This is a genomic window from Streptomyces europaeiscabiei (genome assembly GCF_036346855.1).
Classification (GTDB): Bacteria; Actinomycetota; Actinomycetes; order Streptomycetales; family Streptomycetaceae; genus Streptomyces; species Streptomyces europaeiscabiei.
The window spans coordinates 6,285,269-6,308,784 of record NZ_CP107841.1 but is presented as its reverse complement, the minus strand read 5'-3'; the positions used below and the strand labels follow the sequence as shown (position 1 = coordinate 6,308,784).

Below are 23,516 nucleotides of genomic sequence, written 5' to 3'. Positions count from 1 at the left end.
GAGCCACCACAACCGGCCGAAGCCCCAGAACCACTGGAGCCACCACAACCGGCGGAGGCGCTGACCTCGGCCGACGCGGACGCGCCGCCCCCTATGGAGGCCCTTGCCCCTGCCGAGGCCTGGGACACCTCTGCGCCGATGGAACCGATCGAGCCGACGGAACCCACTGCGCTGACGGAGCCCACGGAGTCAGCAGAGCCCACCGAAGCCATGCAGCCGACCGAGCACGAGGCGCCCGCCCGGCCCATGGAGGCGGCGGAGCCCGAAAAGCCCGCGGAACACGAGCCGCCTGCGGAGGACGTGGACGCGCCTGCCCCGGTGGGCTCCACAGACGCACCGGACCCGATCGAGGCTCCGGAAAACCTGAGACAGCTCGCCACTCCGGACGCGCTGGAAGCCCCCGCTCCCGGGGATGCGCCGAATCCGGAGGAGCCTGCGGAAACGGACGGGGCTCCGGCCCCCTTCAGGTCCCCGGAGCCCCGGGGAGCCTCCGATCCCCCGACGCTCTTCGAGGTCTCGGCGGCACATGAGGCTCCTGAGCCTCACCCCGCCGACGATCCGGTGTTGGAAGAGCCGTTGGCCGACGACGGCACCTTCGAAGCAGGAACCGCCGATGGCCGGAGGCCGGAAGCATCAACTGCCGTCACCGACATGGAGCGGGTGCAGGACGCCCCGGAAGTTCCGGATCCGTTCAAGGCGGAGGACTCTGGCCAAGCGCCGGAGGGTGGTTTCTTCGGGCAATTGCGTGAAGCGCTGGGCAGTCGAGGTGAATCGACCGTCGAGCAGCCCGCCCCTGTCCACGCAACGATCGACCAACCGAATTTCGAACGGTTCGAATTGCCGGACGAAGGCATTGATCTGTGCTATTACGGTACCCCTCTAGACGGTCCCGACGGTAGGCGCATTCCCCTCTTCGACGGCCCACCCACCCGTGAACAGACCGAACAGGGCAGACTGAACGACTGTGGAGTTATCGCCACGATGGGCGCCGTGGCCGCGCACCGCCCGGAGGTGATCTCCGAACTGATACGGGAAAATGATGACGGCACCTATGAAGTCACGCTCCACCAGACAAAGCGCTCCTTTGACGGAGACTGGCACCATTTCGATGCGACAGGGGAAGTCGCCGTCCTCACGGTGACTCCCGAACTACCCGTAAGCAGACTGAATCCGGAACAACCCTTGTACGGCTCCGGGGGCGCCAGCGAGACCGCGTGGGCACCGATTCTGGAAAAGGCGCTTGCCGGAGTGGACCAGACCTGGGACGAGAACCGATCCAAGGGGGTCTCGGGATACGACCGGCTCGATCTGGGAACCTTCCCCCGCCAGCGTGCGGAGTTACTGACGCAACTCACCGGTGCACACGCATACTCCGATGACTTCCCGAGTCGGTACGACACGCAAGGACGCAGTCCGGACAGCCAGCTGCTGAGCATATTCCGGGAGAAGCTCTCGGACCGCTGCCCTGTACTGGTAGGCACGGTGAGTGTCGACGAGAAGACGAAACGCCTCCCCAAGGGTCTGATAGGAGGCCATGCGTACGAGGTGACCAAAGTGGATGAGCGCGGGTTGATACACCTGCGCAACCCATACAACTTCAACAACCCCAAGCCTCTGACGGTCAAAGAACTCAGAGAGCACGTCAAGAATCGCTACACGACACTGGAGTGACCGCATTGATCAGCGAAATCACGCTTCGCCACGGCGTACCCGAGCGTTCCGAGAAAGCCCGCTTCGCCGTGATCCACGTATACGCCCCCGACGACCAACCCGTCACGGTCTTCCTCGTCGTCGCCGCCGAAGAGGAACACGAATTCGAACTGGGTATCGGTGACACCTTCCCGGTCCGGGACGAGACCTGGATCCTCGACCGGGTGGACGGCCTGGGCACCGGCGGCAACTGGCGAGTCGTGCTGCGCAAGGACGATCCCACGACGACCGAGGGTTGAGGGAGGTCGCCGTACGGCACGACAAGGCGTCCGCAGGGCCTCTGCCATTCAGATGCGTATGCATATATTGTCTACGCATGTACTCGCCGTGTGCCGCGCACCCATGCGTCGCGTGCACGGACGGACGCCGACGCCACGTACCCAGGGGGACCCATGACCCGCCGTTTCCTGTTCGTTCTCGGTAGCAGTCGGCCGGACGGCAACACCGAGATGTTGGCCCGGGCGGCCGCGGAGCAGTTGCCGGACGATGTCGAACAGGTGTGGATCGATCTGGCTCGGCATCCGTTGCCGGACTTCGAGGATCTGCGTCATGACAGTGACCATGTGCGGCCGGAGGGCGACAACAGGGCGTTGCTGCTGGACGCCACGCTCGCGGCCACGGACATCGTGATCGTGTCGCCGCTGTACTGGTATTCCGTGTCCGCCCACGTCAAGCGGTACCTCGACCACTGGTCGGGCTGGCTGCGCACCCCCGGTGTCGACTTCAAGGGGACGATGGCGGGCCGCACCCTCTGGGGCGTCACCGCGCTCGCCCACTACGAGGAGGAGGTCGCCGAGCCGCTCATCGGGATGCTCAACAACTCCGCCGCGTACCTGGGCATGCGGTTCGGCGGAGTCCTGCTGGGCAACGGCAGCAAGCCCGGTGACGTACTCCGCGACACCGCGGCACTGACCCGCGCGAAGACGTTCCTCACCGAGGAACCGCCGTTCGCGCGCTTCCCGTACGACACGGACGCGGCTGCCGCCTGAGCGACGTCAGGCCGTGATGTCCTTCGCCGTGAACCTCGCCCACGCCGCCGAACCGAACACCGCCGCGTACAGGGCCTGGAGGCCGAGGTTGCGTTGGAGGTCGTCCCAGTAGACCGGCTCGCGCATGAGGTCGGCGAAGGAGAGCCAGTAGTGGGAGAAGAAGTACGGATGGAGGGCGTCGAGCTGGGGGATCTGGTCGAGGATCTGCACGGTGATGAGCAGTCCGACCGTGGTGGCCATCGCGGCGATGCCGCTGTTGGTGAGGGTGGAGACGAACAGGCCCAGGGCCGCGATCCCGATCAGTGACGCGGCCACCGCCAGCGCGATCAGCAGCGCCCGCAGCAGGCCGTCGGCGAAACTGATCCGCGTGCCGGAGATCGTCGTCAGATCCCCGAGAGGGAACAGCAATGCTCCGACCGCCAGTGCGGAGGCTGCCACGACGAGGGTCGCGACCAGGCAGAACGTCATGGTCGCCGCGTACTTGGTGAGCAGCAGCCGGGTCCGGCCGGCGGGTGAGACCAGCAGATAGCGCAGGGTGCCCGCGTTCGCCTCGCCCGCGATCGCGTCCCCGGCGATCACGCCGACCGCCATCGGCAGGAAGAAGGGGAGCGTCGCGGCGAGCGCCGTGAACACCAGGAACAGCCCGTTGTTGGTGATCTGCGCGATGAACGCGGGCCCGCCGCCACCGCCGCCCCCACCGCCCGGTCCGCCGCCCGACCCGCCACCCGTCTCGATCCGCACCGCGATCCCGACGAGGACCGGCACCGCCGCGAGCACACCCAGCAGCGCGATCGTCCGCCACCGCCGGAAGGTCGTGACCAGCTCGCTGCGGAACAGCCCGAAGGTCCACAGGAGGCTGGGCGTACGGGCGGCGACGGTCGGCGAGGCGGCTTCGGGCGCCGCTTCCTCCGGCGTGACTCCGCCACCGGACGTGCCGGCCCCCGGCGCCCGTTCCCCCGACGTATCAACCCGCGACATCGAAGCCCTCCCCCGTGAGCGCCACGAACGCGTCCTCCAGGGAGGCGCGCTCGAGGACGAAGCCGCGGACGCGGACGCCCGCGGTGACCAGTGCGGCGTTCAGTTCGGCGAGGTCACGGTCGGGCGGTGGCGGTTCCGCCGTCACCCTGCCCCCCTCGCCGACCCCATCGACCCCAGCCCCCACAGTCCCCGTCCCAGTCCCAGTCCCAGCGGCCCCGTCCCCCTCCGTCACGACCACATCCCCGACGCCCTGCTCCTTGAGCACCCGGGCCGCGTCCGCCGTGTCGGGAGTGGTGACGACGAGGCGTCCGCGCGCGCCGGCGGCCAGTTCGGCCACCGGGCCCTGGATGAGGAGTCGGCCGTGGGCCATGACGGCGGCATGGGTGCACACCTGCTCGATCTCGTCGAGCAGGTGCGAGGAGAGGAAGACGGTGGTGCCGTCGGACGCCAACTCACGTACCAGGGACCGGATCTCCCGCATGCCCTGCGGATCGAGCCCGTTGGTCGGCTCGTCGAGGACGAGAAGGCGGCGCGGCTGGAGCAGCGCCGCGGCGAGGCCCAGCCGCTGCTTCATGCCCAGCGAGTACGCCTTCGCCTTCTTGCCGGCGGCTGCCGCGAGCCCCACCCGGTCGAGCGCGGCAGCGACCCGCGTACGCCGGGTGCGCGGGTCGGCGGTCGGGTCGGCGGAGTCGTAGCGCAGCAGGTTGTCGCGGCCGGAGAGGAACCCGTACAGGGCGGGCCCCTCGATGAGCGCGCCCACGTGCGGGAGGACGGTCCGGGTGGAGCGCGGCATGGGCAGGCCGAGGACCCGGGCCGTGCCCGAGGTCGGCTCGATCAGGCCCATCAGCATGCGGATGGTGGTGGTCTTGCCCGAACCGTTCGGGCCGAGGAAGCCGAAGACGCTGCCGCCGGGAACCGTCAGTTCCAGGTGGTCCACGGCCACCTGGCCGCCGCGGAAGGTCTTGGTCAGCCCCTGGGTGTGGATGGCTGCGTCGGTCATGGCTCCCCTCGGGTACGGCCGGTGGGCCGGGACGGAGGTGTCGCCGTCCCGGCCCACCGGCCGGGCGTCGCTACTTCGCCGCGTTGGCCGCCTTCACCAGCGCGTCCTTGGTGACGGCACCCGCGTACACCTTGCCGTCCTCGGTGAAGAGGACGTTGATCAGCCGGGTCTTGAAGACCGTACCCGAGCCGAACTCGCCCTTGACCTGGTCGCCGAGGGAGTTCAGGAACCCGTCGACCCGGGCGTCGCCGGAGGAGTCGCCGCCGGTGGGCATGCCGCCCTCGGCGCCGCTGTCGAACTCGGCGATGGTGCTCCAGCCCTTGCCGATGGTCTTCAGGCCGTCGAGGCCGCTGGCGAACTCCTCCTCGGAACCCGCGGAACCCTCGGGGCCCTTGCGTCCCTCGGTTCCCTTGGCGTCCTTGCCGTCCTTGGACGCGCCGTTCTTGCCGGACTCCTCGAACACGGAGTCACCGAACCCGGACTCGTGGTCGCCCGACTTCTCGGCCTCGTCGGCCTCGGTGACCTTCGCGCCCTTCGGCGGGGTGAAGTCGAACGTCGAGGCGCTCGGCTTGCCGAAGTCGACCTTCGTGAAGCCCGCGTCCACGACGGCCGCGCCGCCGCTCGCCGGGGTGAGCGTGAACTTCAGCGGCAGCCCCGTCTTCGAGTCGACGGCGATCGAGATCGCCCCGACCGTCGAACCGGACTGCTTCGGCTTGATCACCAGCTTGTAGGCGTCCCGTCCGGCGACCTGCGCGGTCCCGTCGACGGTCACGGACGTGGTGTCGTCGACGGCCTTCAGGGCCTCCTCGGCCAGCTCCTGAGGCGTGGCGGGCACGTCCCCGGCGCTGTCCGGGGCGCCCTTGCCCGCATCGCCGCCCTTGCCCTTGCCCTTGCCCTCCGGGCCGGCCTCGGTCGCGTGGTACACCTCGTTCGAGGCGCTGTCGTACGCCCACAGGTCGTCGCCGTTGTGGATGACGCTGTACTCGGCGGCGTCGTCCAGCAGCGACAGCTTCTGCTTGTCGGGTCCGTCGGTGGCGACCCGCAACGTGTGGGTGCCGGTGGCGAGTTCGAGGAGCTTGGCGGAGGGGTCGGCGGCCGATCCACCGTCACCCCCGGAGGGCCCCTGCGAGGCGAGGCCGCCCACGAGACCACCCAGGTCGGGCAGGCCCAGGTCCGTGGTGATCTTCACCGTGCCGGACACCTGCTGTACGTCCGAGGCGGCGATCTTCTCGATGAGTTCCTGCGCGCTGATCTTCGGCAGATCGGGGTCACCGGAGCCGGCGAAGGCCGGAACGAGCCCGATCGTCGCCGCGGCCACGCCCAGCACGGTGACCGGGACGACGTACCGCGCGGCCTTGCGTCGTCGTGCCGAACGCGTCTCCTCGGCCTCGGCCGCGAGCGCGGCGGCGTCGCCGGACCGGGCGCTGTCGTCGGTTTCGTACGGTGCCATGTGTGCCTTACCTCCGTCGTCGGCGGCGGCGTCTACTCGTAGCCGCCATTCTCACCCGAATCGGTGAGGAGTGGTGATACCCATCTGACCAAATCGGCCGACGGGAATCGTCAGACTCGGGGCTCAACTCCGTGTACTGCTACGGGATGACATGGCGACCTGCGAGGGACTACATGGCGAGGCGGCGCCTACCCGCACCCCGTAGGGGTCGTCAGGGGTGGCGGCGTCGGCGCTGCGGAAGCCGAGGATCCCGGCGGTGCGAAGCCGGAGGATCCCGGCGATGCTCGTCGGCAGCCCGCGGTGTTTGGCGGGCTGTGTGATCTGAGGTGCGACTCGGGGCTGTCGCGGTCGCCGTGCGGCAGCTTGGAGACGAGCGATCCGGTGCCCCGCCCTCCCGGCGACCACCCTCCCGAAAACCGGCCTGGTGACCGACCCGGTGACCGTCCTCCGGCGACCGGGGGGCATCACGTCGAGCCGCCCGCGCACCGCTCGGAGCCGGCGCGGCACCAGGCGAACGTGCCGGCGGGCCAGGCCAGGCCGTGCCGCACCGGGATCCCCTGGTGGTCCCCCGGCTTCCGCTGTCCGCGGCCGCCGGGATCACGGTGGCGGCACCGGCCGACGTCGCCGGCCGCCGCGATGCCGGGGACGATCAGACCCTCGCGACGCGAGTGTGCGCCACGGAAGATCCCATGATCCTGCCGGACGGATCCGGGAAGACGGCAGTGGCTAACCGGCACGGTGCCGGACGGATCCGGGAAGACGGCAGTGGCTAACCGGCACGGTGCCGGACGGATCCGGGAAGACGGCAGTGGCTAACCGGCACGGTGCCGGACGGATCCGGGAAGGCGGGCGGGGCTAACCGGCGCGGTGCACCACCGCGTCGCACAGCTCCACCAGCGCCGCCTTCGCGTCGCACTCCGGCAGCGGCGCCAGGGCGGCCCGCGCCTCCTCGGCGTAGCGGACCGTGTCGCGACGGGCCTGCTCCAGCGCGGGGTGGACGCGCAGCCGGGCCAGTGCCTCGGCGTGGCGGGCGTCGTCGGTGAGGTCGGAGTCGAGCAGCTCGCACAGGGCGATGTCGTCCGGCAGCCCCAGCCGCCCCGCCCGCTCACGCAGTCGCAGCACCGGCATGGTCGGCACACCCTCACGGAGATCCGTGCCGGGCGTCTTGCCGGACTCGTGCGAGTCGGAGGCGATGTCGAGGACGTCGTCGGCGAGCTGGAAGGCGACGCCGAGGCGCTCCCCGTACTGGGTCAGCACGTCGACCACGGTCTCGTCGGCGCCCGCCATCAGCGCGCCGAGCCGCCCGGCGACCGCGACCAGCGACCCGGTCTTGCCGCCCAGCACGTCGAGGTAGTGGTCGATCGGGTCGCGTCCGTCGCGCGGCCCGGCGGTCTCCAGGATCTGCCCGGTGACCAGCCTTTCGAACGCCTCGGCCTGGATGCGGACGGCGTCGGGGCCGAGGTCGGCGAGGACGTGCGAGGCGCGGGCGAAGAGGAAGTCACCGGTCAGCACGGCCAGGGAGTTGTCCCAGCGGGCGTTGGCGCTCGGCACGCCGCGGCGCACCTCGGCCTCGTCCATCACGTCGTCGTGGTACAGCGTGGCGAGATGCGTCAGCTCGACCACCACCGCCGAGGGCACGACACCCGGCGCGTACGGGTCGCCGAACTGCGCCGCGAGCATCACCAGCAGCGGCCGGAACCGCTTGCCGCCCGCGCGCAGCAGATGCTGGGCGGCCTCCTGGATGAACGGGACCGCACTCTTGGTCGCCTCCAGCAGACCCTCCTCGACGGCCGCCATTCCGGCCTGGACATCGGCTTCGAGAGCCTGGTCCCGCGCGCTCAGCCCAAACGGCTCGACGACGGTCACGAGGGTTCTCCTGTCTGCTGACGTCTAATGACGGTCACACGGTCGGTCTAGGTCGCTCTCACAGTCGATGACAAAGTTTGTCGATCTGTCGCTGTCATCACCCGAGTCAGCGTATCCGGTCACCTTTCGATCACCACGAGCGCCCACGGGTTCGCCCCGGGTGGTAAGGGACCGCACTCCCCATATTCTTGATCAACTGATACGCGCCGATATCCACCGACGCGCATGCCGGACCCGCCCGCCACGGCCAGCGACGGGTACCCGCCCCTCCCCCGGAGACGCCCACACACCCCCGGCCGGCCGTATCCGCGCCCGCAGACCAGCCGTTTTCCACCCATATGCGCCCCACCAGCCCGGCCCGAGTTGACCGATTTGCCGCTTACCCGGCACTTCTCCGGACTTCTCCCGTGAGTTGGGTCACGGGCACCCCGCGCGGGACCCTCGCCCCACGTCGGCGACTTTCCCTTTGCGGTAGGCAAGTTGAGTCGCGAACGACACCCGAAGCCGGGGGCCGAATCGCATCAAACTCAAGGTCAACTGGATCAAAGCGCCAAATCAGGACTTGTTCCGGTCGTGTGCTCTCGCATACGTTCACACCTCGTCCGGACGGACCGCCGAATCCTGCCGCCGCCCCGGACTCCCCACCCATCACCACTCATCCACGCACGGCAGGAGCGGGGGACCCAGGTAAGCCGTCGGTCCGATTTTCCCCATTCGGACCGGCTTGGGGTGAAGCCACGCGCAGTCCCAGCGGACGCCGCACGCACAGCGACCGCCGGGACGACACGCACGGCCGGGCATCTCCAGTCCGAACCCGACAGCTCACCCCGTAGGCGACGGAGAGGAATTCGCCATGCCCGCACAAGGCAAACACCGCCGCCCCAGAAGCAACGCGCTGACCCGTGGCATCGTCGCCGCCGGAGCGGGCGGGGCCGCACTGGCCCTCCCGCTCACGGTCGCCACGACCGCGAACGCCGCCACCCCGGCCCAGGCCGTCACCTCCGTACAGTCGGCCCCGCAGTCCGCGCCCGCCGCGGCGCAGCCCGCCTCCCGGACGTACACCGTGGTCTCCGGTGACACGCTCTCCTCCATCGCACGGAAGCACCACACCAAGGGCGGCTGGCAGCGGCTCTACAAGGACAACCGCACGACCATCGGCGACAACCCCGCGCTGATCCGGCCGGGCCTGAAGCTGAAGCTGAACGCGACGAAGTCGTCCACGGCGCAGAAGTCCTCGACGGCCTCCACCGCCACGCAGGCGTCGGTCAAGACCTACGCGAACAACCTCGACGGCTGGATCCGCGAGTCGCTGGACATCATGGCGCAAAAGGGAATTCCCGGGACGTACAACGGGATCTACCGCAACATCATCCGCGAGTCGTCGGGCAACCCGCAGGCCATCAACAACTGGGACTCCAACGCCGCCGCGGGCACCCCGTCGAAGGGCCTCCTCCAGGTCATCGACCCGACGTTCGCCGCGTACCACGTGTCCGGCACCCCGTACGACCCCTACGACCCGGTCGCGAACATCACGGCGGCGTGCAACTACGCCGCCGACCGGTACGGCTCGATCGACAACGTCTTCGGCGCGTACTGAGCCTCCGGCTCCCCCTTCTCCACGCTGTTCTGTTCCCCTGGGCCGGCGGGCCCAGGGGAACAGTCATGCGTGGGAGGAACCGTTCACCGAAGGACGGTTCGCGCCGGAGCCGTTACAGGAGGAGCAGTCATAGGGGGGTCGTCACGGGAAGAGCCGTCACGGCAAGAGCCGTCACGGGAAGAGCTTCTCCAGCACCACCGCGATGCCGTCGTCCTCGTTGGAGAGGGTCACCTCGTCGGCGACGGCCTTGAGTTCGGGGTGGGCGTTGGCCATGGCGACCCCGTGCGCGGCCCAGTCGAACATCGGGATGTCGTTGGGCATGTCACCGAAGGCGATGGTCCGGTCCGGGGTCAGTCCGAGATGCTCGGCGGCCAGGGCGAGGCCCGTCGCCTTGGTGATGCCGCATGGCTGGAGTTCGACGGTGCCGGGCCCCGACATGGTGACCGTCGCCAGCGAACCGACCGCCATGCGCGCCGCCGAGGCCAACTCGTCGTCGGACAGGTAGGGATGGCGCAACAGCACCTTGCTGATCGGCTCGCACCACAGGTCGTCCCGGCGCGGCACCCGCACGGCGGGCAGCGTGGGGTGCGGCATGAGGTAGCCGGGCTCGATCAGGGTGAGGCCGTCGACGCCGTCCTGGTCGACGGCGGCGTACACCTGTCCGACCTCCGCCTCGATCTTGCCGAGCGCGGTCTCGGCGAGTTCACGGTCCAGGGTGACGGACCAGAGCAGCCGGTCCGCGCCGTGGTCGTACAACTGCGCGCCCTGCCCGCACACCGCGAGCCCCCTGCTGCCGAGGTCCTCCAGCAGTGGTCGCACTCTCGGTGCCGGCCGTCCCGTCACCACGAGGTGCTGAGCACCGGCCTCCGTGGCCCGCGCCAGCGCGGCGAGGGACCGGTCGGAGAGCGTGTCGTCACTGCGCAGGAGCGTTCCGTCCAGGTCAGTGGCGATGAGTGAATATGCGGTGGGTGCGGCCATGATCAGAGAATACGGATGCGGCGCCCCATCGGTTCGACGCGAACCGGACGACGTCCGGCATCCCGACCGCCACAGGGTGCCGCCATGTCAACGCCCGTTGCCCGAACGCGAGTTCACGGAGCCGGGCGGAGGTCGCGCCGCTCGAAACGGCCGCAGGCCCTGAAAGGGGCGCGGGACGGTATCGACATGCTGCTCCGCCGCGGGGGTGCGAACAACCCCCCGCACCCCCGCCCCCCGAGACGCACCAACCCACCCGGGGCGTCCGGGATTCAGCTCACCCGTGCGCCGCCGCTAGATGCCGGGCCAACCGGGGCGAGGCGAACTCGGTCCCGCACACGAACCGCATCACCGGCCCGTACGACGCCGCCGCCGGCAACCCCGTGAAGTACAGCCCCCGTATCGACGACCGGAAGCCGGCCCCGAGCACCGGTGTCCCCCGGCTCACCTCCAGCTCCGTACGGATATCGTGCCCGAGGAAGCCCATCGCGCCGAGGTCGACGCGGTACCCGGTCGCCGCGATGACATGGTCCGCGGCCACCTCCTCGATACGGCCCTCGTGTCCCCGCAGGGCCAGCAGCGGGCGCCCGTCGACGACACCGGCCCGCACGATCCGGTCCACCTCCCGCACCTCGACCCGCCCCTCGAAGCGCTCCCGCAGCCACCACGCGCCCAGCGGCCCGAGCACCCGGCGGACCAGGAAGTGCCGGGTGGTGGCGGGCAGGTACCGGTACGGGTGGGGGTAATAGGAGAGCGCGTACAGCGACCAGGCCCGCCCGAACGGCGACTCGGGGCGCAGCCGCGGCTGGTTCCACGGGGGCGCGCCGAAGGCCACCGCGCCCCGGCCGCGCGCCACCACACGCACCCGCGCGCCGGCCTCGGCCGCCAGTACCGCCGTCTCCAGGGCGGACTGCCCCGCGCCCACGACGATCAGCTCCTTGTCCCTGAACCGGCTCAGCCCGGGGTGCTGGGAGCTGTGCGAGACGGGCCCCGTGGGGGCGGGTCCGTCCACGGCCGCACCCGCCAGCTCGGCCGGCAGATGTGCCAGCCCGAACAGTCCGCTCGCCACCACCACGGCCCGTGCCGCGAACGACTCCCCCGAGTCCAGCTTCAGTTCGAAGCCACCCCCCTTGCTCCGGTCCACGGACACCACGCGCACCTGCTCCAGCTCGGCCACGAGCCGCTGCTGGAACCACTCCCCGTACGCGATGAAGGTCTCGACCGGGATGATGTCCTCGTCCGTCACCAGCCGCCGGATGCCCGCCGCGTCGCAGTAGTCGGCCAGGGTGTTGCCGCGCTGCGGGGCGTCGATGTTCGACGCCACCGGGGTTGATTTCAGGAGCATCCCGGCGGGCATGCTGTCCCGCCAGCTCACCATGGGTTCACCGAACACCCGGACCGGAATGCCGTGCGCGCGCAGATGCGCGGCGGTGGACAGACCGAACGGCCCGGCGCCGATGACTGCTACCGGTTGAATCACGAAGTCCCTCCCCAGGACACGTCATGCCTTCTTCGTGTGCCTTCTGCTCCTGCTTCTGCCCTTCCCGCCCTGCCTTCCCGCCTCTGCCTTCCCGCCCCTGCCTTTCCCGCCCCTGCCTTTCCCGCCCCTGCCTTTCCCGCCCCTGCCTTCTGTTCCTGTTTCGGGTGGCCAGGGGCGGCGCACATGCTTCGGGTGGCTAGGGGCGCACGTGGGCATTGCCGAGGCGGCTGGTCCGCCACAGGTGATACAGATGCTTCGCGCCCGGCCGTACGAAGCGCGCGAGCATCGTGAGGAACGGCAGCGGATCGTCACCCGCGAGCCACGCCAGCTCCGTACCGCTCGCGCGAGCCGGCGCGTGCGGCGTGGTGTACCCGCTGCGCCGGTAGGCGAGCAGGGCCGGCAGATCGATGTTCTCCACGACGTACCGCCGCCCGGCGAGCTGTTCCCCCTCCGGCACCGCCCGCCCGGTCAGATCGAGGTGCATGGCGCGTACGACGTCGATCCCGGCCTCGTTCTCGAAGAGCCGGAACTGCGCGCCCATCCGGGGGTTGAAGTCGAGCAGCTTGTACCGCCCGTCCCGCCGGTCGAACCGCAGATCGAGGTCGATGACCCCGCTGAACCCGATCTGCTTGATGAACCGCGCGGCGATGTCCGCGAGTTCGGGATTGTCGACGACGTACGCGTTCGCCGTCATCCCCGCGTGCGGCGGCCACGACCGCACCTTCACCCCGGTGAACATCGCGAGCGGCGTCGAGTCCGCGTCGAAGTACGCGTGCACGATCCAGTCCTCGGCGTCCTCCCGGGGCAGGTACTCCTGAAGGATCACCCCGGGCCGCTCACCCCATCCGCGGGCCAGCCGCAGCAGGCCCTCCCGGTCGGCGATGCGGGTCGTCCCGTTGACCGCGGGCTGCCTGCGCCGCTCGAACGCCTCGCGGTTCTTGGCCACCACGGGAAAACAGGCCCGTTCCGCGAACCGTTCGACCTCCTCGTACGACTGCGGGAACGAGCTCACGGGGCTGGAGATGCCGTGCTCCACGCACAGTTCGTGCAGCCCCTGTTTGCTGGCGAGCCGGCGCGGGAGCTTCCCGTCGACACGGGGGAAGAGGAACCGGGTCGCCAGTTCCTCCTGGTGCTCGGCGATGAGCACCGCGGCTTCCTCGTCGGTGGGAATCAGCACGGCCGGCCGCCCTATCCGCCGGCCGATGCGCAGCAGCCCGTCCACCAGCCACTCGGGCTCCTCCGTCCCGGTGGTCGGCCACACGAACGCCCGCCGCAGATGGCGCGAGACGGCGGCCGGCGTGTACCGGTCCTCCGTGATCGCATACATCGGCACGCCGAGCCGCCCCAGGCTGCGGATGGCTCCGACGCCGCCATGGTGCAGCGGATAGTCGCCCAGTTTCACGACGAGCCCTGGAACGTCTCGGTCCGCCTGTACCGGCGCACACCAAGTACCCCTGGCCACGGGTCCCCCCACGCGTCCCCCCTACCGGACCCGGACCCACCCCGTCCGCGCCCCCCAGAGGACGCTAAGCCGGAACCTTTCCCTCCGACCCTCCCCTATCAGGACATTACGAACTCTTTAGACACTCCCCGATCTTCGCAGCGCCCCGTAACGTGTGGCGCGACCAGAGGTACGACGGAACGCACGAGAGCGAGGCAGCACCCGATGCCCCCCTTCGATGTCCCCGAAGGCGATCCCTTCGACGTCCCCGAGGGCCACCCCTTCGGGCCGCACAACCTCCCCTACGGCGTCTTCTCACCCGCCGGTTCCGACGCCCGTACGGTCGGGGTCCGCCTCGGCGACCACGTCCTCGACGCCGCGGCGGCGGCCCGCGCCCTCGGCTCCCCGTACGCCGCGCTCCTGGCCCACCCCACGCTCAACCCCCTGCTGGCGGCGGGGCGCACGGCCTGGTCGGACCTGCGCCGGGCGTTGACCGCGTGGCTCACGGTGCCCTCGCACCGGGAGACGATCGCGCCGCACTTCCACGCACTGTCCGCCGTGACCCTGCATCTGCCGTTCGAGGTGGCCGACTACGTCGACTTCTACGCCTCCGAGAACCACGCGCGAAACGTGGGCCGGATCTTCCGTCCCGACTCCCCGGACCCGCTGACCCCCAACTGGAAGCATCTGCCGATCGGTTACCACGGCCGGTCCGGCACGGTCGTCGTGTCCGGGACGGAGGTGGTACGGCCGTCCGGCCAGCGCAAGGCGCCCGCCGATCCGGTGCCCGTGTTCGGTCCGTCCGTACGACTGGACATCGAGGCGGAGGTCGGGTTCGTGGTGGGCGTGCCCTCGGAGATGGGGCGGCCGGTGGGGCTGGGGGACTTCCGCGACCACGTCTTCGGGCTCTGCCTCCTCAACGACTGGTCGGCGCGTGATCTGCAGGCCTGGGAGTACGTTCCGCTCGGGCCGTTCCTCGGGAAGTCCTTCGCCACGTCGGTCTCGGCCTGGATCACGCCGTTGGACGCCCTGGACGAGGCGCGGGTGTCCCCGCCGGAGCGCACATATCCGCTCCTTCCCTACCTGGACGACTCCGCGCCGGACATCGATCCCGGGGGGTACGACCTCCGTATCAGCGTCTCCGTCAACGGGCACGTCGTCTCGGAGCCGCCCTTCTCCACGATGTACTGGACCGCCGCGCAGCAGCTGGCCCACATGACCGTCAACGGTGCCTCGCTCCGTACGGGCGACCTCTACGGCTCCGGCACGGTCAGCGGAGGTGCCTCCGGCGAACGGGGCTCGTTGCTGGAGCTGACCTGGAACGGGCAGGACCCTCTCGACCTCCCCACCGGCAAGCGCACGTTCTTGGACGACGGAGACGAGGTGACCCTCACGGCGTGGGCGCCGGGGCCGGGCGGGACGCGGGTGGGACTGGGCGAGGTCACGGGGAGGGTCAGGGGTTGGTAGCTGCTCGCCAAGGAGGGCGAATGAGGGCGAATTAGCTCGATCGTGTGATGGTCGGCTTCCGGGCTTGTGCTGCTGCCCTGAGCCGTTCGGGTTGGCGTGATCGTGCGATCTGGGACGCGGGGTACGGCGTCAGCGTGCGGGGCCCCTGTTCCACCGGTGTGATGGTCCAGGGCTTCTCCGTCGCCTCTGGCTGTGCCCGTTCGGCCAGGTCGCGCAGGGCCGTGTCCGTCAGCGGCTCCGGCCGCGAGGGCCTCCCGGGCCCGGACCACGTACAGGATGCGTGTCGCCGCCCCGGGGTCGAGTACGCCGGGGACCAGCTCGCCCAGGACCGTTCGGGGCGCGCGGCTGAACGGACTCACCCCCGCTCAGTCCACAGGAACGGTCGGGAGTAGTGGGGTGCGCGCTGCGTAGAGGGGGGCGCGCTTCCGGTGGAGCGGGGCGTGTATTCGCCGTAAGGGTGCCGTGCCATGGGCGGGGCGCGCATTCGCCGTAAGGGTGCCGTGCCATGGGCGGGGCGCGCATTCGCCGTAAGGGTGCCGTGCCATGGGCGGGGCGCGCATTCGCCGTAAGGGTGCCGTGCCATGGGCGGCGTGCCGTGCGCTGTGGTGCTCGCGCAGTTCCCCGCGCCCCTTCGGGCCGCGGCCACGGCCGCGAAGAGCTGCCCACCCCAGACATAGCTGCGGGCAATCGTGCCGCTGGGGCGATGGGGGTACCTCCCGCTCGATCGAGCGAAGCCGGGAGTGGGGGAAGGTGCGCGCGGCGGCACCTCGTAACCGCCGAGCGGCGAAACCCCACCCCCGCCCGCCCGGCCCCACGCAACGCACATCCCAGCCACCGGCCCTCCGTTCCCACCCCTTGGACAACCCGGTGGCAGATCTTCCTCACACTCCCGCAAAACCCCAGCTCAGCACCCTCAGGCTCAGCCGGCCACATGGCGCAACACTCCCGCAACATTCCCTTCCCCACCATTTCGGTATGGTTCAGAACATGCCACCCACCGACCGCATCCGAGAGCACGCCGGCCAGGGCGCGACCACCGTCGCCGCCCACCGCGCGCGCCGCCGGCTGCGTGCGGACCAGGCGCGGCAGCTCGCCGACCTCCTCCGTCGCCAACTCCTCACCGGCGGCTTCGAGAACGGCACGCTCCCCCACGAGTCCTCCCTCGCCGTCGACTACCGCGCGACCCGCAACACGGTCCGCGAGGCCCTGGACCTCCTGCGCGCCGAAGGCCTCGTGGAACGGTTCCCCGGCGTGGGCACCGTCGTCGTCGCCCGGAAGTACCCCCACGGCCTCGACCACCTGATGGGCCTCGCGGAAACCCTCCGCGAGCACGGCACGGTCACCAACGAGGTCCGCACCATGGGCCCCGCCCCGGCCCCCACCCCCGTGGCCGACCGCCTGCACCTCCCACCCGGCACCGACGTCCTCTACATCGAACGCCTGCGCCGCCTGAACGGCCTCCCCCTCTCCCTCGACCTCACCTACATCCCCCTCACCCTCGGCTCCCTCGACATCGGCACGGCACTCCTCGGCGCCGACCTGGAGAACACCGACGTCTTCCGCCTCCTGGAGACGATCACCGGCCGGCGCCTCGGCCACGCCGAGATCACCCTGGAGGCGGTGAACGCGGACACCCACTCCGCCGCCGTACTCGAAGCCCCACGCGGCTCGGCCGTCCTGATGCTGGAGCGCCTCACCCACCTCGCCGACGGCCGACCCGTCGACCTGGAGTTCATCCGCTTCCGTGGCGACCGCATCACGATGAGCGGCCTGCTGCACCGCTCCTAGTCCCGCATCCCCAGCGCGTAGTCCTCCCTCATCGCCCCGCGCTCCCCCGCGCGTCTCGCGACCCCTCGTATCCGCCCTCCCTGGAGACAGCCATGCCTTTGGTGCCGCAGCGGGCCGACGTGCCCGTGACCATCGACGAGTCGAAGTGCATCGACGGCTGCACCCTCTGCGTGGACATGTGCCCGCTGGACTCCCTGGCCATCGACGAGAGCAACGGCAAGGCGTACATGCACGTCGACGAGTGCTGGTACTGCGGCCCGTGCGCGGCCCGCTGTCCCACCGGTGCCGTCACGGTCAACATGCCCTACCTGCTCCGCTGAACGCTCCGGTGAGAGGCCCGAACTCCCATGAAGACCAAAGCATTCGGTACATACAAAGCAGTCGGTACCTACAAAGCAGTCACCCTGACCACGGCCCTCCTGCTGCCGCTGGCCCTGACCGCCTGCGGCAACGGCAGTGACACCGCCGCGGACGGCGGGACGGTCACCGTCACCGTCAACGGCAGTGACACCGCCGCGGACGGCGGGACGGTCACCGTCACCGTCGGCTACCAGTCCAAGACCATCAACACCGTCACCGCGGGCACCCTCCTGCGCTCCCTCGGCTACTTCGAGGAGGAGCTGAACGCGCTGGGCGGCGGGACGACGTACAAGGTCGACTGGCAGGACTACGCGACCGGCGCCCCCATCACCGCCCAGATGACCGCCGGGAAGATGGACATCGGCTCGATGGGCGACTTCCCGCTGCTCCTCAACGCGGCCCGCGGCAAGCAGCTCGGCAAGCCCACCCGGCTCGTCGCGGCCACCGGCTACAACCTCCGGGGCGGGCTCAACACCATCGTCACGGCCACTGACTCGAAGCTGAGCACGCTCAAGGACCTGAAGGGCAAGAAGGTCTCCACGAGCATCGGCTCCGCCGCCGACGGCACCCTCGTACGAGCGCTGCAGAACGCCGGTCTCGACGCCGACAAGGACATCGAGAAGCTCAACCAGCAGCCGGCGGTCGGCGCGTCCGCCCTCTCCGGGGGCAGCACGGACGCGCTGTCGCAGTTCGTGGCCTGGCCTGGGCTGCTCACCTACCAGGGCAAGGCGAAGGCCCTGTACGACGGTGCCCAGCTGGACCTGCCGACCTTTCACGGCGTGACGGCCCGCGAGGACTTCGCGAAGCAGCGGCCGACCGTCCTGGAGGCCTTCCTCAAGGCCCAGGCCAAGGCCACTGACTACCTCAACGAGCATCCCGTGCAGGCCGCGGAGAAGGTCGCCGACGCCACGGGGCTGCCCGCCGAGGTCGTCTACCTCTACAACGGGGCGCACGGCATCGCGTCCTTCGACCCCGCGCTGAAGCCCGCGCTGATCGACGCCCTGAAGAAGGACGTCCCGATCCTCAAGGCGGCGAAGCTGACGGGCGACGTGGACGTGGACGCGTTCGTCGACGACCAGTACGTCCGCAAGGCCCTCGGCACGTCGTACGAGAAGCAGCTCGCCGCGGCCCCCGCCCCGGCCGAGAGCGAGGTCTGGCCCAAGAACGCCACGGAGACCCGGTCGTTCAAGACGCCCGCCGAGCTCCTCGCCCACGTCGCCGGGCACAAGGACGGGATCCGCGCCGCGTACGTCCCGGACGCCACGACCGGTACCCAGTGGTTCGCCGACAAGGCGGTGTGGGTGGCCGACGGAGACCAGCTCCTCCCCTTCGTCGCGCCGGCCACGGCGAAGGCGTACGTCGCCGGCCACGACGGCGCCGAGGTCGTCACGTATGCCGCCGCCCTGGAGCGGGCGTCGTGAGCCGCCCCGCCGAAGGCGACGGCCGGCGCGCACGGAGTCTCGGCTCCCGGCCCGCGACCCGCTACGCCCGGCGGGTGGTGTCCCTGGTCGCGGCCCTCGCCCTCTGGCAGTTGCTGACCAGCCTGGACATCGACGTATGGCTGCGTTTCTCGCAGTTCCCCACGGTCACGGACGTGGCGCACGCCTTCGCGGACCGGGTGACCGGGCCGGACTACTGGACGGACCTGACCGACAGCCTCACCCGCATCCTGACCGGCTTCCTGCTGGCGGCGGTGCTGGGAGTGGCGGTGGGCATCCTCATCGCCCGCTCCCGGCTCGCCGAGGACCTGCTCGGACCCGTCCTGGAGGTGATCCGCCCGATCCCGGCGATCGCCCTGGTCCCGGTGGCGATCCTGCTGTTCCCCTCCAACGAGCAGGGCATCGTCTTCATCACCTTCACCGCCGCGTTCTTCCCGGTCCTGGTCTCCGCCCGGCACGCGGTACGGGCGCTGACCCCGGTGTGGGAGGAGGCGGTCCGCACGATGGGCGGCGGCCGGTGGCGGGTGCTCGCGTCGGTCGTCCTGCCGGGCGCGCTGCCGGGCATCTTCGGCGGCCTGTCGGTCGGCATCGGCGTGTCATGGATCTGTGTGATCTCCGCCGAGATGATCTCCGGGCAGTACGGCGTCGGCTACCGCACCTGGCAGGACTACACGGTCGTCAACTACCCGGGCGTCTTCGTCGGCATGGCCACGATCGGTGTCCTCGGCTGGCTGACGTCGACCGCCGTGGAACTGGTCGGACGCCGGCTGACGCACTGGCTGCCCCGCACCTCGTACGCCGCCGGAAACCGGTCACCCCGGCCGCAGCGGGCTGCCCGGTCCGCGACCGCTGCCGCCACTCCCACCACCAAGGCCGAGGCCGAGGAGGCACGTGATGAGCACCTCGTCTGAGACCCGGGCCCACGCCCGTGCGGAGGCACCGGCACAGGCCGCCGAGGAGAAGCGGGCACCCAAGTCCGTGCGCGGCACCCGCCTCGCCCTCCACGGCGCCGACCTGGGCCGCCCCGGCGCCGTCGCCCTGACGGACGTCGACCTGGACGTCGCCCCCGGCGAGATCCTCACCGTCGTCGGCCCGTCCGGCTGCGGCAAGTCGACCCTCCTGCGCACCCTGGCGGGCCTGCTGGCGCCGCTCTCCGGAGAGATCACCCAGGACGAGAGCCCCCTGACCGGCCCGTCCGCCGAACGCGCCCTCGTCTTCCAGGAGGACGCCCTCCTGCCCTGGCGCACCCTGCGCGCCAACGTCGAACTCCCGCTCGCCATCCGCGGCCTGCCGCGCGCCGAACGCCGTACGCAGGCCGAGGCGTGGCTGTCCCGGGTCGGGCTCGCCGAGTACACCCGGCAGCTGCCGCACCGCGTCTCCGGCGGACAGCGCCAGCGCGCACAGCTGGCCCGCGCGCTCGCCGGGCGCCCCCGCGCCGTCCTGATGGACGAGCCGTTCGGCGCGCTCGACGCGCAGACCCGGGCCGGTATGCAGGACCTGCTGGTGGAGGTGTTGCGGGGCACGGGCGCCACGGTCGTCTTCGTCACCCACGACGTGGACGAGGCCCTGTTCCTCGGCGACCGCGTGGCCCTCCTCGGCTCCGGCCGGCTGACCGCCGTACGCGAGGTGCCCCGCCCCCGCGACCGTTCGGCCCACGACGACCCGGCACGCGTGGCCCTGCGCCGCGACGTCCTGACCTCTCTCAGCGTCTGAGTGTCTCGGCGCCCGAGCCACTGACCAGCTGAGCAACCGCACTCGAAAGGCACCCCGGTGGACACGGTGGACACAGTGGAGACCCCCCTCACGATCCCGGCCCTCGCCGACGCCGAGGAGCTGACCTGCGACGTCCTCGTCATCGGCGGCGGCACCGCCGGCACCATGGCGGCCCTGACCGCCGCCGAGCACGGCGGAGACGTCCTGCTCCTGGAGAAGGCGCACGTCCGTCACTCGGGTGCCCTCGCCATGGGCATGGACGGCGTGAACAACGCCGTCATCCCGGGCCGCGCCGAGCCCGACGACTACGTCGCCGAGATCACCCGCGCCAACGACGGCATCGTCGACCAGTCCACGGTCCGCCAGACCGCCACCCGCGGCTTCGACATGGTGCGGCGGCTGGAGTCGTACGGGGTGAAGTTCGAGAAGGACGAGCACAACGAGTACGCGGTCCGCCAGGTCCACCGCTCCGGCTCGTACGTACTACCCATGCCGGAGGGCAAGGACGTCAAGAAGGTCCTGTACCGGCAGCTGCGGCGGCGGGAGATGCGGGAGAAGATCCGCATCGAGAACCGGGTGATGCCGGTGCGTGTGCTGACGGCGGGCGAGGGCGCGGACCGGCGGGCCGTCGGCGCGGCGGGCTTCAACACCCGCACCGGACAGTTCGTGACGGTCCGCGCGGGCGCGGTCATCCTGGCCACCGGCGCCTGCGGCCGCCTCGGCCTGCCCGCCTCCGGCTACCTCTACGGCACCTACGAGAACCCCACCAACGCGGGCGACGGCTACGCCATGGCCTACCACGCGGGCGCCGAACTCACCGGCATCGAGTGCTTCCAGATCAACCCGCTCATCAAGGACTACAACGGCCCCGCCTGCGCCTACGTCGCCAACCCCTTCGGCGGCTACCAGGTCAACCGGCACGGCGAACGCTTCGTCGACTCCGACTACTGGTCCGGCCAGATGATGGCCGAGTTCGCCGCCGAGATCGCCTCCGACCGTGCCCCGGTCTATCTGAAACTGAGCCACCTCCCCGAGGAGTCCGTCTCCGCCCTGGAGTCGATCCTGCACACGACGGAACGCCCCACCCGCGGGACCTTCCACGCCGGCCGCGGCCACGACTACCGCACCCACGACATCGAGATGCACATCTCGGAGATCGGCCTGTGCGGCGGCCACTCGGCCTCGGGCGTACGGGTGGACGACCAGGCCCGTACGACCGTCCCCCGCCTGTACGCCGCCGGAGACCTCGCCTGCGTCCCGCACAACTACATGATCGGCGCCTTCGTCTTCGGCGACCTGGCGGGCGCGGACGCATCCCAGTACACCCCGTACGAGGGCGAGTTGCCCCCCGACCAGCTCCACGAGGCGCACGACCTGGTCTACCGCCCCCTCCGCAACCCGGACGGCCCCCCGCAGCCCCAGGTCGAGTACAAGCTCCGCCGCTTCGTCAACGACTACGTGGCACCCCCGAAGTCCGGCTCCCGGCTCTCCCTCGCCCTCAACGCCTTCGAGCGCATGCGCGACGACATCGCCGAGATGGGCGCCCGCACCCCCCACGAACTCATGCGCTGCGCCGAGGTCTCCTTCATCCGCGACTGCGCCGAGATGGCCGCCCGCGCCTCCCTCGCCCGCACAGAGTCCCGCTGGGGCCTCTACCACGACCGCCTCGACCACCCCCAACGCGACGACGCCTCCTGGTTCCACCACCTCGACCTCTACAAGTCCCCGGCCGGCACCATGGAGTTCACGGCCCGCCCCGTCGCCCCCTATCTGGTCCCCATCGAGGAGTTCACCCCGGTCGGCGGCCCTTCCCGACACCTGGGCGAGGTCCACGCGGAGAACGTCACGACGGCAGGCTCCCGGGATGCGGCACCGGTGGCGGCGGGGGTTGCCGGGGCCCCGGCGGAAGTGACTGCGGGAGGGAAGGGAGCGGATGGGGTGACCGCCTCGGAGTCCGGCTCGGAGTCCGGCTCGGGGAGGGGGCCCCTCCCCCTCCCCTCCCACCCCACCCCCCAGACCTCCTCCGCCCGCCTCCTCGAACTGGTCGCCCTCGCCGAGGAACAGCCCGAACTCGGCGCGCTCCAGCCCTACTTGGCGGACCCGGCGCCCGCCGTCCGGCGCGAGGCGGTCGCCGTCCTCACGGAGACGCTCCCGCCCGGCACCGGCTCCGCCCTCGCCGAGGCGCTCCGCGACAGCGCCGCCGAGGTGCGCGCCGCCGCCGCGGCATCGCTCCGCGAACTCGTCGAGACCCTTCCGCCCGAGCCCGCCCTCCGGGGCGGCCTCGCCGCCGCCCTGGCCGAGCCCGACCCTGTCGTCCGCGCCGCCGCCCTGGACGTGCTGCGCGCCCTGAGTCTCGGGGACACCGCCCTGTTCGCGGCCTCGCTGACGGACGCCGACATCTCCGTCCGCATCGAGGCCGTACGCGCCCTCGTCTCGGTCGACGCCGCCACGGAACTGGCCGCCGCGGCATCAGCCGACCCCTCCCGCGAGGTCCGCGTCACGATCGCCAAGGCCTTGGCCACGATCTCGGCGAACACCTCGGATCCCCAGACCCCCATCCCTGCCGCACTCACCGCGCTGACCACCCTCACCGACGACCCCGACCCCTTGGTCCGCGCCGCCGCCTACGGCGCGTTGGGCACGGTGGGCTGCACCCCTCCGCTCGCCGCCCAGGCCGTCACCGCCCTCTCCGACCCCGCCTGGCAGGTCCGATCCGGTGCCGCCGCCGCCCTCTCCACCGCACCCACCCCCGTGGCCGTCCCCGCCCTGACCATCACCCTCGCCGACCCCAACGCCGACGTCCGCAAGGCCGCCGTCCTCTCCCTCACCCGCCACACCACGTCCGAGACAGCCCGCACAGCCCTCACCACAGCCACCAAGGACTCCGACGCCGACGTCAGGGCCTACGCGTCCCGTGCGCTGTCGGCCCCGTTGTAGTGCCCGTCGCGGAAGCGTCGGTCGATGCCTTCGTCGTGCGCGAGACTCGCGCCATGGACGGGAGCCACCGGCTGCGGCGTCGGACGAACCGTTGGGCGCGTTTCGCCGAGGTCGGCGTACGGCTGACTCCGGCGGTGAGTGCCGGAGCCGTGGTGTGTGCGGACGCATTCGGCCGGCGTCTCTCGGCAGCGGTCGACTGCGCGGGGACACCGATGCCTCGACGGAAGCACGAGACGGCGCCTGGTACGCGCTGCGGGAACTACCCAACGACGCCCGCGGCTTTCTGGTGGAGATCACCGAGATCGTCACGGCCCCGGCGGACACCG

The 23,516-nt window shown here is 70.8% G+C and carries 18 protein-coding genes and 1 riboswitch; of the genes, 11 read left to right on the top strand and 7 right to left on the bottom strand.

The window, feature by feature from the left end:
- Positions 1 to 138 precede the first annotated feature (138 nt).
- The 3 genes from OG858_RS27600 to OG858_RS27590 all read left to right on the top strand — a co-directional run bounded on the left by OG858_RS27600 (position 139) and on the right by OG858_RS27590 (position 2,699).
- Entirely contained in the window at positions 139 to 1,671 is a 1,533-nt protein-coding gene (locus OG858_RS27600; protein WP_328544317.1) for a C2 family cysteine protease, read from the top strand.
- Positions 1,668 to 1,949, top strand: coding sequence for a DUF6406 domain-containing protein (locus tag OG858_RS27595; protein WP_328544318.1), 282 nt, complete (start codon positions 1,668 to 1,670; stop codon positions 1,947 to 1,949). The genes OG858_RS27600 and OG858_RS27595 overlap by 4 nt, the downstream gene beginning before the upstream one ends.
- Positions 1,950 to 2,102: 153 nt before the next feature.
- On the top strand, positions 2,103 to 2,699 hold the full coding sequence (locus OG858_RS27590; protein WP_328544319.1) for a flavodoxin family protein: 597 nt from the start codon (positions 2,103 to 2,105) through the stop codon (positions 2,697 to 2,699).
- A gap of 6 nt (positions 2,700 to 2,705) precedes the next feature.
- Here the strand turns inward: OG858_RS27590 and OG858_RS27585 are convergent, their stop codons facing one another.
- From OG858_RS27585 to OG858_RS27570, 4 genes are all read right to left on the bottom strand, one after another.
- Positions 2,706 to 3,677, bottom strand: a complete 972-nt coding sequence (locus tag OG858_RS27585; protein ID WP_327744814.1) for an ABC transporter permease — start codon at positions 3,675 to 3,677, stop codon at positions 2,706 to 2,708.
- The gene (locus OG858_RS27580) at positions 3,664 to 4,677 is read right to left on the bottom strand and encodes an ABC transporter ATP-binding protein (RefSeq protein ID WP_327724697.1); all 1,014 of its coding nucleotides are present in this window, start codon (positions 4,675 to 4,677) and stop codon (positions 3,664 to 3,666) included. Before OG858_RS27580 ends, OG858_RS27585 begins: the two co-directional genes overlap by 14 nt.
- Positions 4,678 to 4,747: 70 nt before the next feature.
- Positions 4,748 to 6,127, bottom strand: a complete 1,380-nt coding sequence (locus tag OG858_RS27575) for a LolA family protein (protein ID WP_319321145.1) — start codon at positions 6,125 to 6,127, stop codon at positions 4,748 to 4,750.
- Positions 6,128 to 6,982: 855 nt separating this feature from the next.
- Positions 6,983 to 7,993 (bottom strand): polyprenyl synthetase family protein, encoded by a 1,011-nt coding sequence (locus OG858_RS27570; protein WP_046707246.1) that lies wholly within the window; start codon positions 7,991 to 7,993, stop codon positions 6,983 to 6,985.
- 642 nt (positions 7,994 to 8,635) lie between these two features.
- Positions 8,636 to 8,842, top strand: a riboswitch (cyclic di-AMP (ydaO/yuaA leader).
- Positions 8,843 to 8,846: 4 nt separating this feature from the next.
- Here OG858_RS27570 and OG858_RS27565 point away from each other — a divergent pair.
- Positions 8,847 to 9,590, top strand: coding sequence for a LysM peptidoglycan-binding domain-containing protein (locus OG858_RS27565; RefSeq protein WP_086746376.1), 744 nt, complete (start codon positions 8,847 to 8,849; stop codon positions 9,588 to 9,590).
- A gap of 171 nt (positions 9,591 to 9,761) precedes the next feature.
- On the opposite strand, the gene OG858_RS27560 is transcribed toward OG858_RS27565, so the two are convergent.
- The 3 genes from OG858_RS27560 to OG858_RS27550 form a co-directional block, all read right to left on the bottom strand.
- A complete protein-coding gene (locus OG858_RS27560; protein WP_086746375.1) occupies positions 9,762 to 10,568 on the bottom strand; it encodes a Cof-type HAD-IIB family hydrolase in 807 nt (268 codons plus the stop codon).
- 274 nt (positions 10,569 to 10,842) lie between these two features.
- Positions 10,843 to 12,045, bottom strand: a complete 1,203-nt coding sequence (locus OG858_RS27555) for an NAD(P)-binding domain-containing protein (RefSeq protein WP_319322333.1) — start codon at positions 12,043 to 12,045, stop codon at positions 10,843 to 10,845.
- A gap of 196 nt (positions 12,046 to 12,241) precedes the next feature.
- Positions 12,242 to 13,519, bottom strand: coding sequence for a carboxylate--amine ligase (locus OG858_RS27550; RefSeq protein ID WP_408059431.1), 1,278 nt, complete (start codon positions 13,517 to 13,519; stop codon positions 12,242 to 12,244).
- A gap of 192 nt (positions 13,520 to 13,711) precedes the next feature.
- Here OG858_RS27550 and fahA point away from each other — a divergent pair, with 192 nt between their 5' ends.
- From fahA to OG858_RS27515, 7 genes are all read left to right on the top strand, one after another.
- Positions 13,712 to 14,953 (top strand): fumarylacetoacetase, encoded by a 1,242-nt coding sequence (gene fahA, locus OG858_RS27545; RefSeq protein WP_319268073.1) that lies wholly within the window; start codon positions 13,712 to 13,714, stop codon positions 14,951 to 14,953.
- Positions 14,954 to 15,940: 987 nt separating this feature from the next.
- A complete protein-coding gene (locus OG858_RS27540; protein ID WP_319066349.1) occupies positions 15,941 to 16,741 on the top strand; it encodes a GntR family transcriptional regulator in 801 nt (266 codons plus the stop codon).
- Positions 16,742 to 16,833: 92 nt separating this feature from the next.
- Complete coding sequence (locus OG858_RS27535; protein ID WP_030790138.1) at positions 16,834 to 17,061, top strand: 4Fe-4S dicluster domain-containing protein; 228 nt, start codon at positions 16,834 to 16,836, stop codon at positions 17,059 to 17,061.
- 27 nt (positions 17,062 to 17,088) lie between these two features.
- Positions 17,089 to 18,522 carry an ABC transporter substrate-binding protein gene (locus OG858_RS27530; RefSeq protein WP_328544320.1) on the top strand — a complete coding sequence of 478 codons (1,434 nt, stop codon included), beginning with the start codon at positions 17,089 to 17,091 and terminating at the stop codon, positions 18,520 to 18,522.
- On the top strand, positions 18,519 to 19,451 hold the full coding sequence (locus tag OG858_RS27525; protein ID WP_328544321.1) for an ABC transporter permease: 933 nt from the start codon (positions 18,519 to 18,521) through the stop codon (positions 19,449 to 19,451). The genes OG858_RS27530 and OG858_RS27525 overlap by 4 nt, the downstream gene beginning before the upstream one ends.
- Positions 19,435 to 20,253 carry an ABC transporter ATP-binding protein gene (locus OG858_RS27520; protein WP_256960899.1) on the top strand — a complete coding sequence of 273 codons (819 nt, stop codon included), beginning with the start codon at positions 19,435 to 19,437 and terminating at the stop codon, positions 20,251 to 20,253. Before OG858_RS27525 ends, OG858_RS27520 begins: the two co-directional genes overlap by 17 nt.
- Positions 20,254 to 20,319: 66 nt before the next feature.
- The gene (locus tag OG858_RS27515) at positions 20,320 to 23,190 is read left to right on the top strand and encodes a fumarate reductase/succinate dehydrogenase flavoprotein subunit (RefSeq protein ID WP_408059493.1); all 2,871 of its coding nucleotides are present in this window, start codon (positions 20,320 to 20,322) and stop codon (positions 23,188 to 23,190) included.
- Positions 23,191 to 23,516 lie beyond the last annotated feature (326 nt).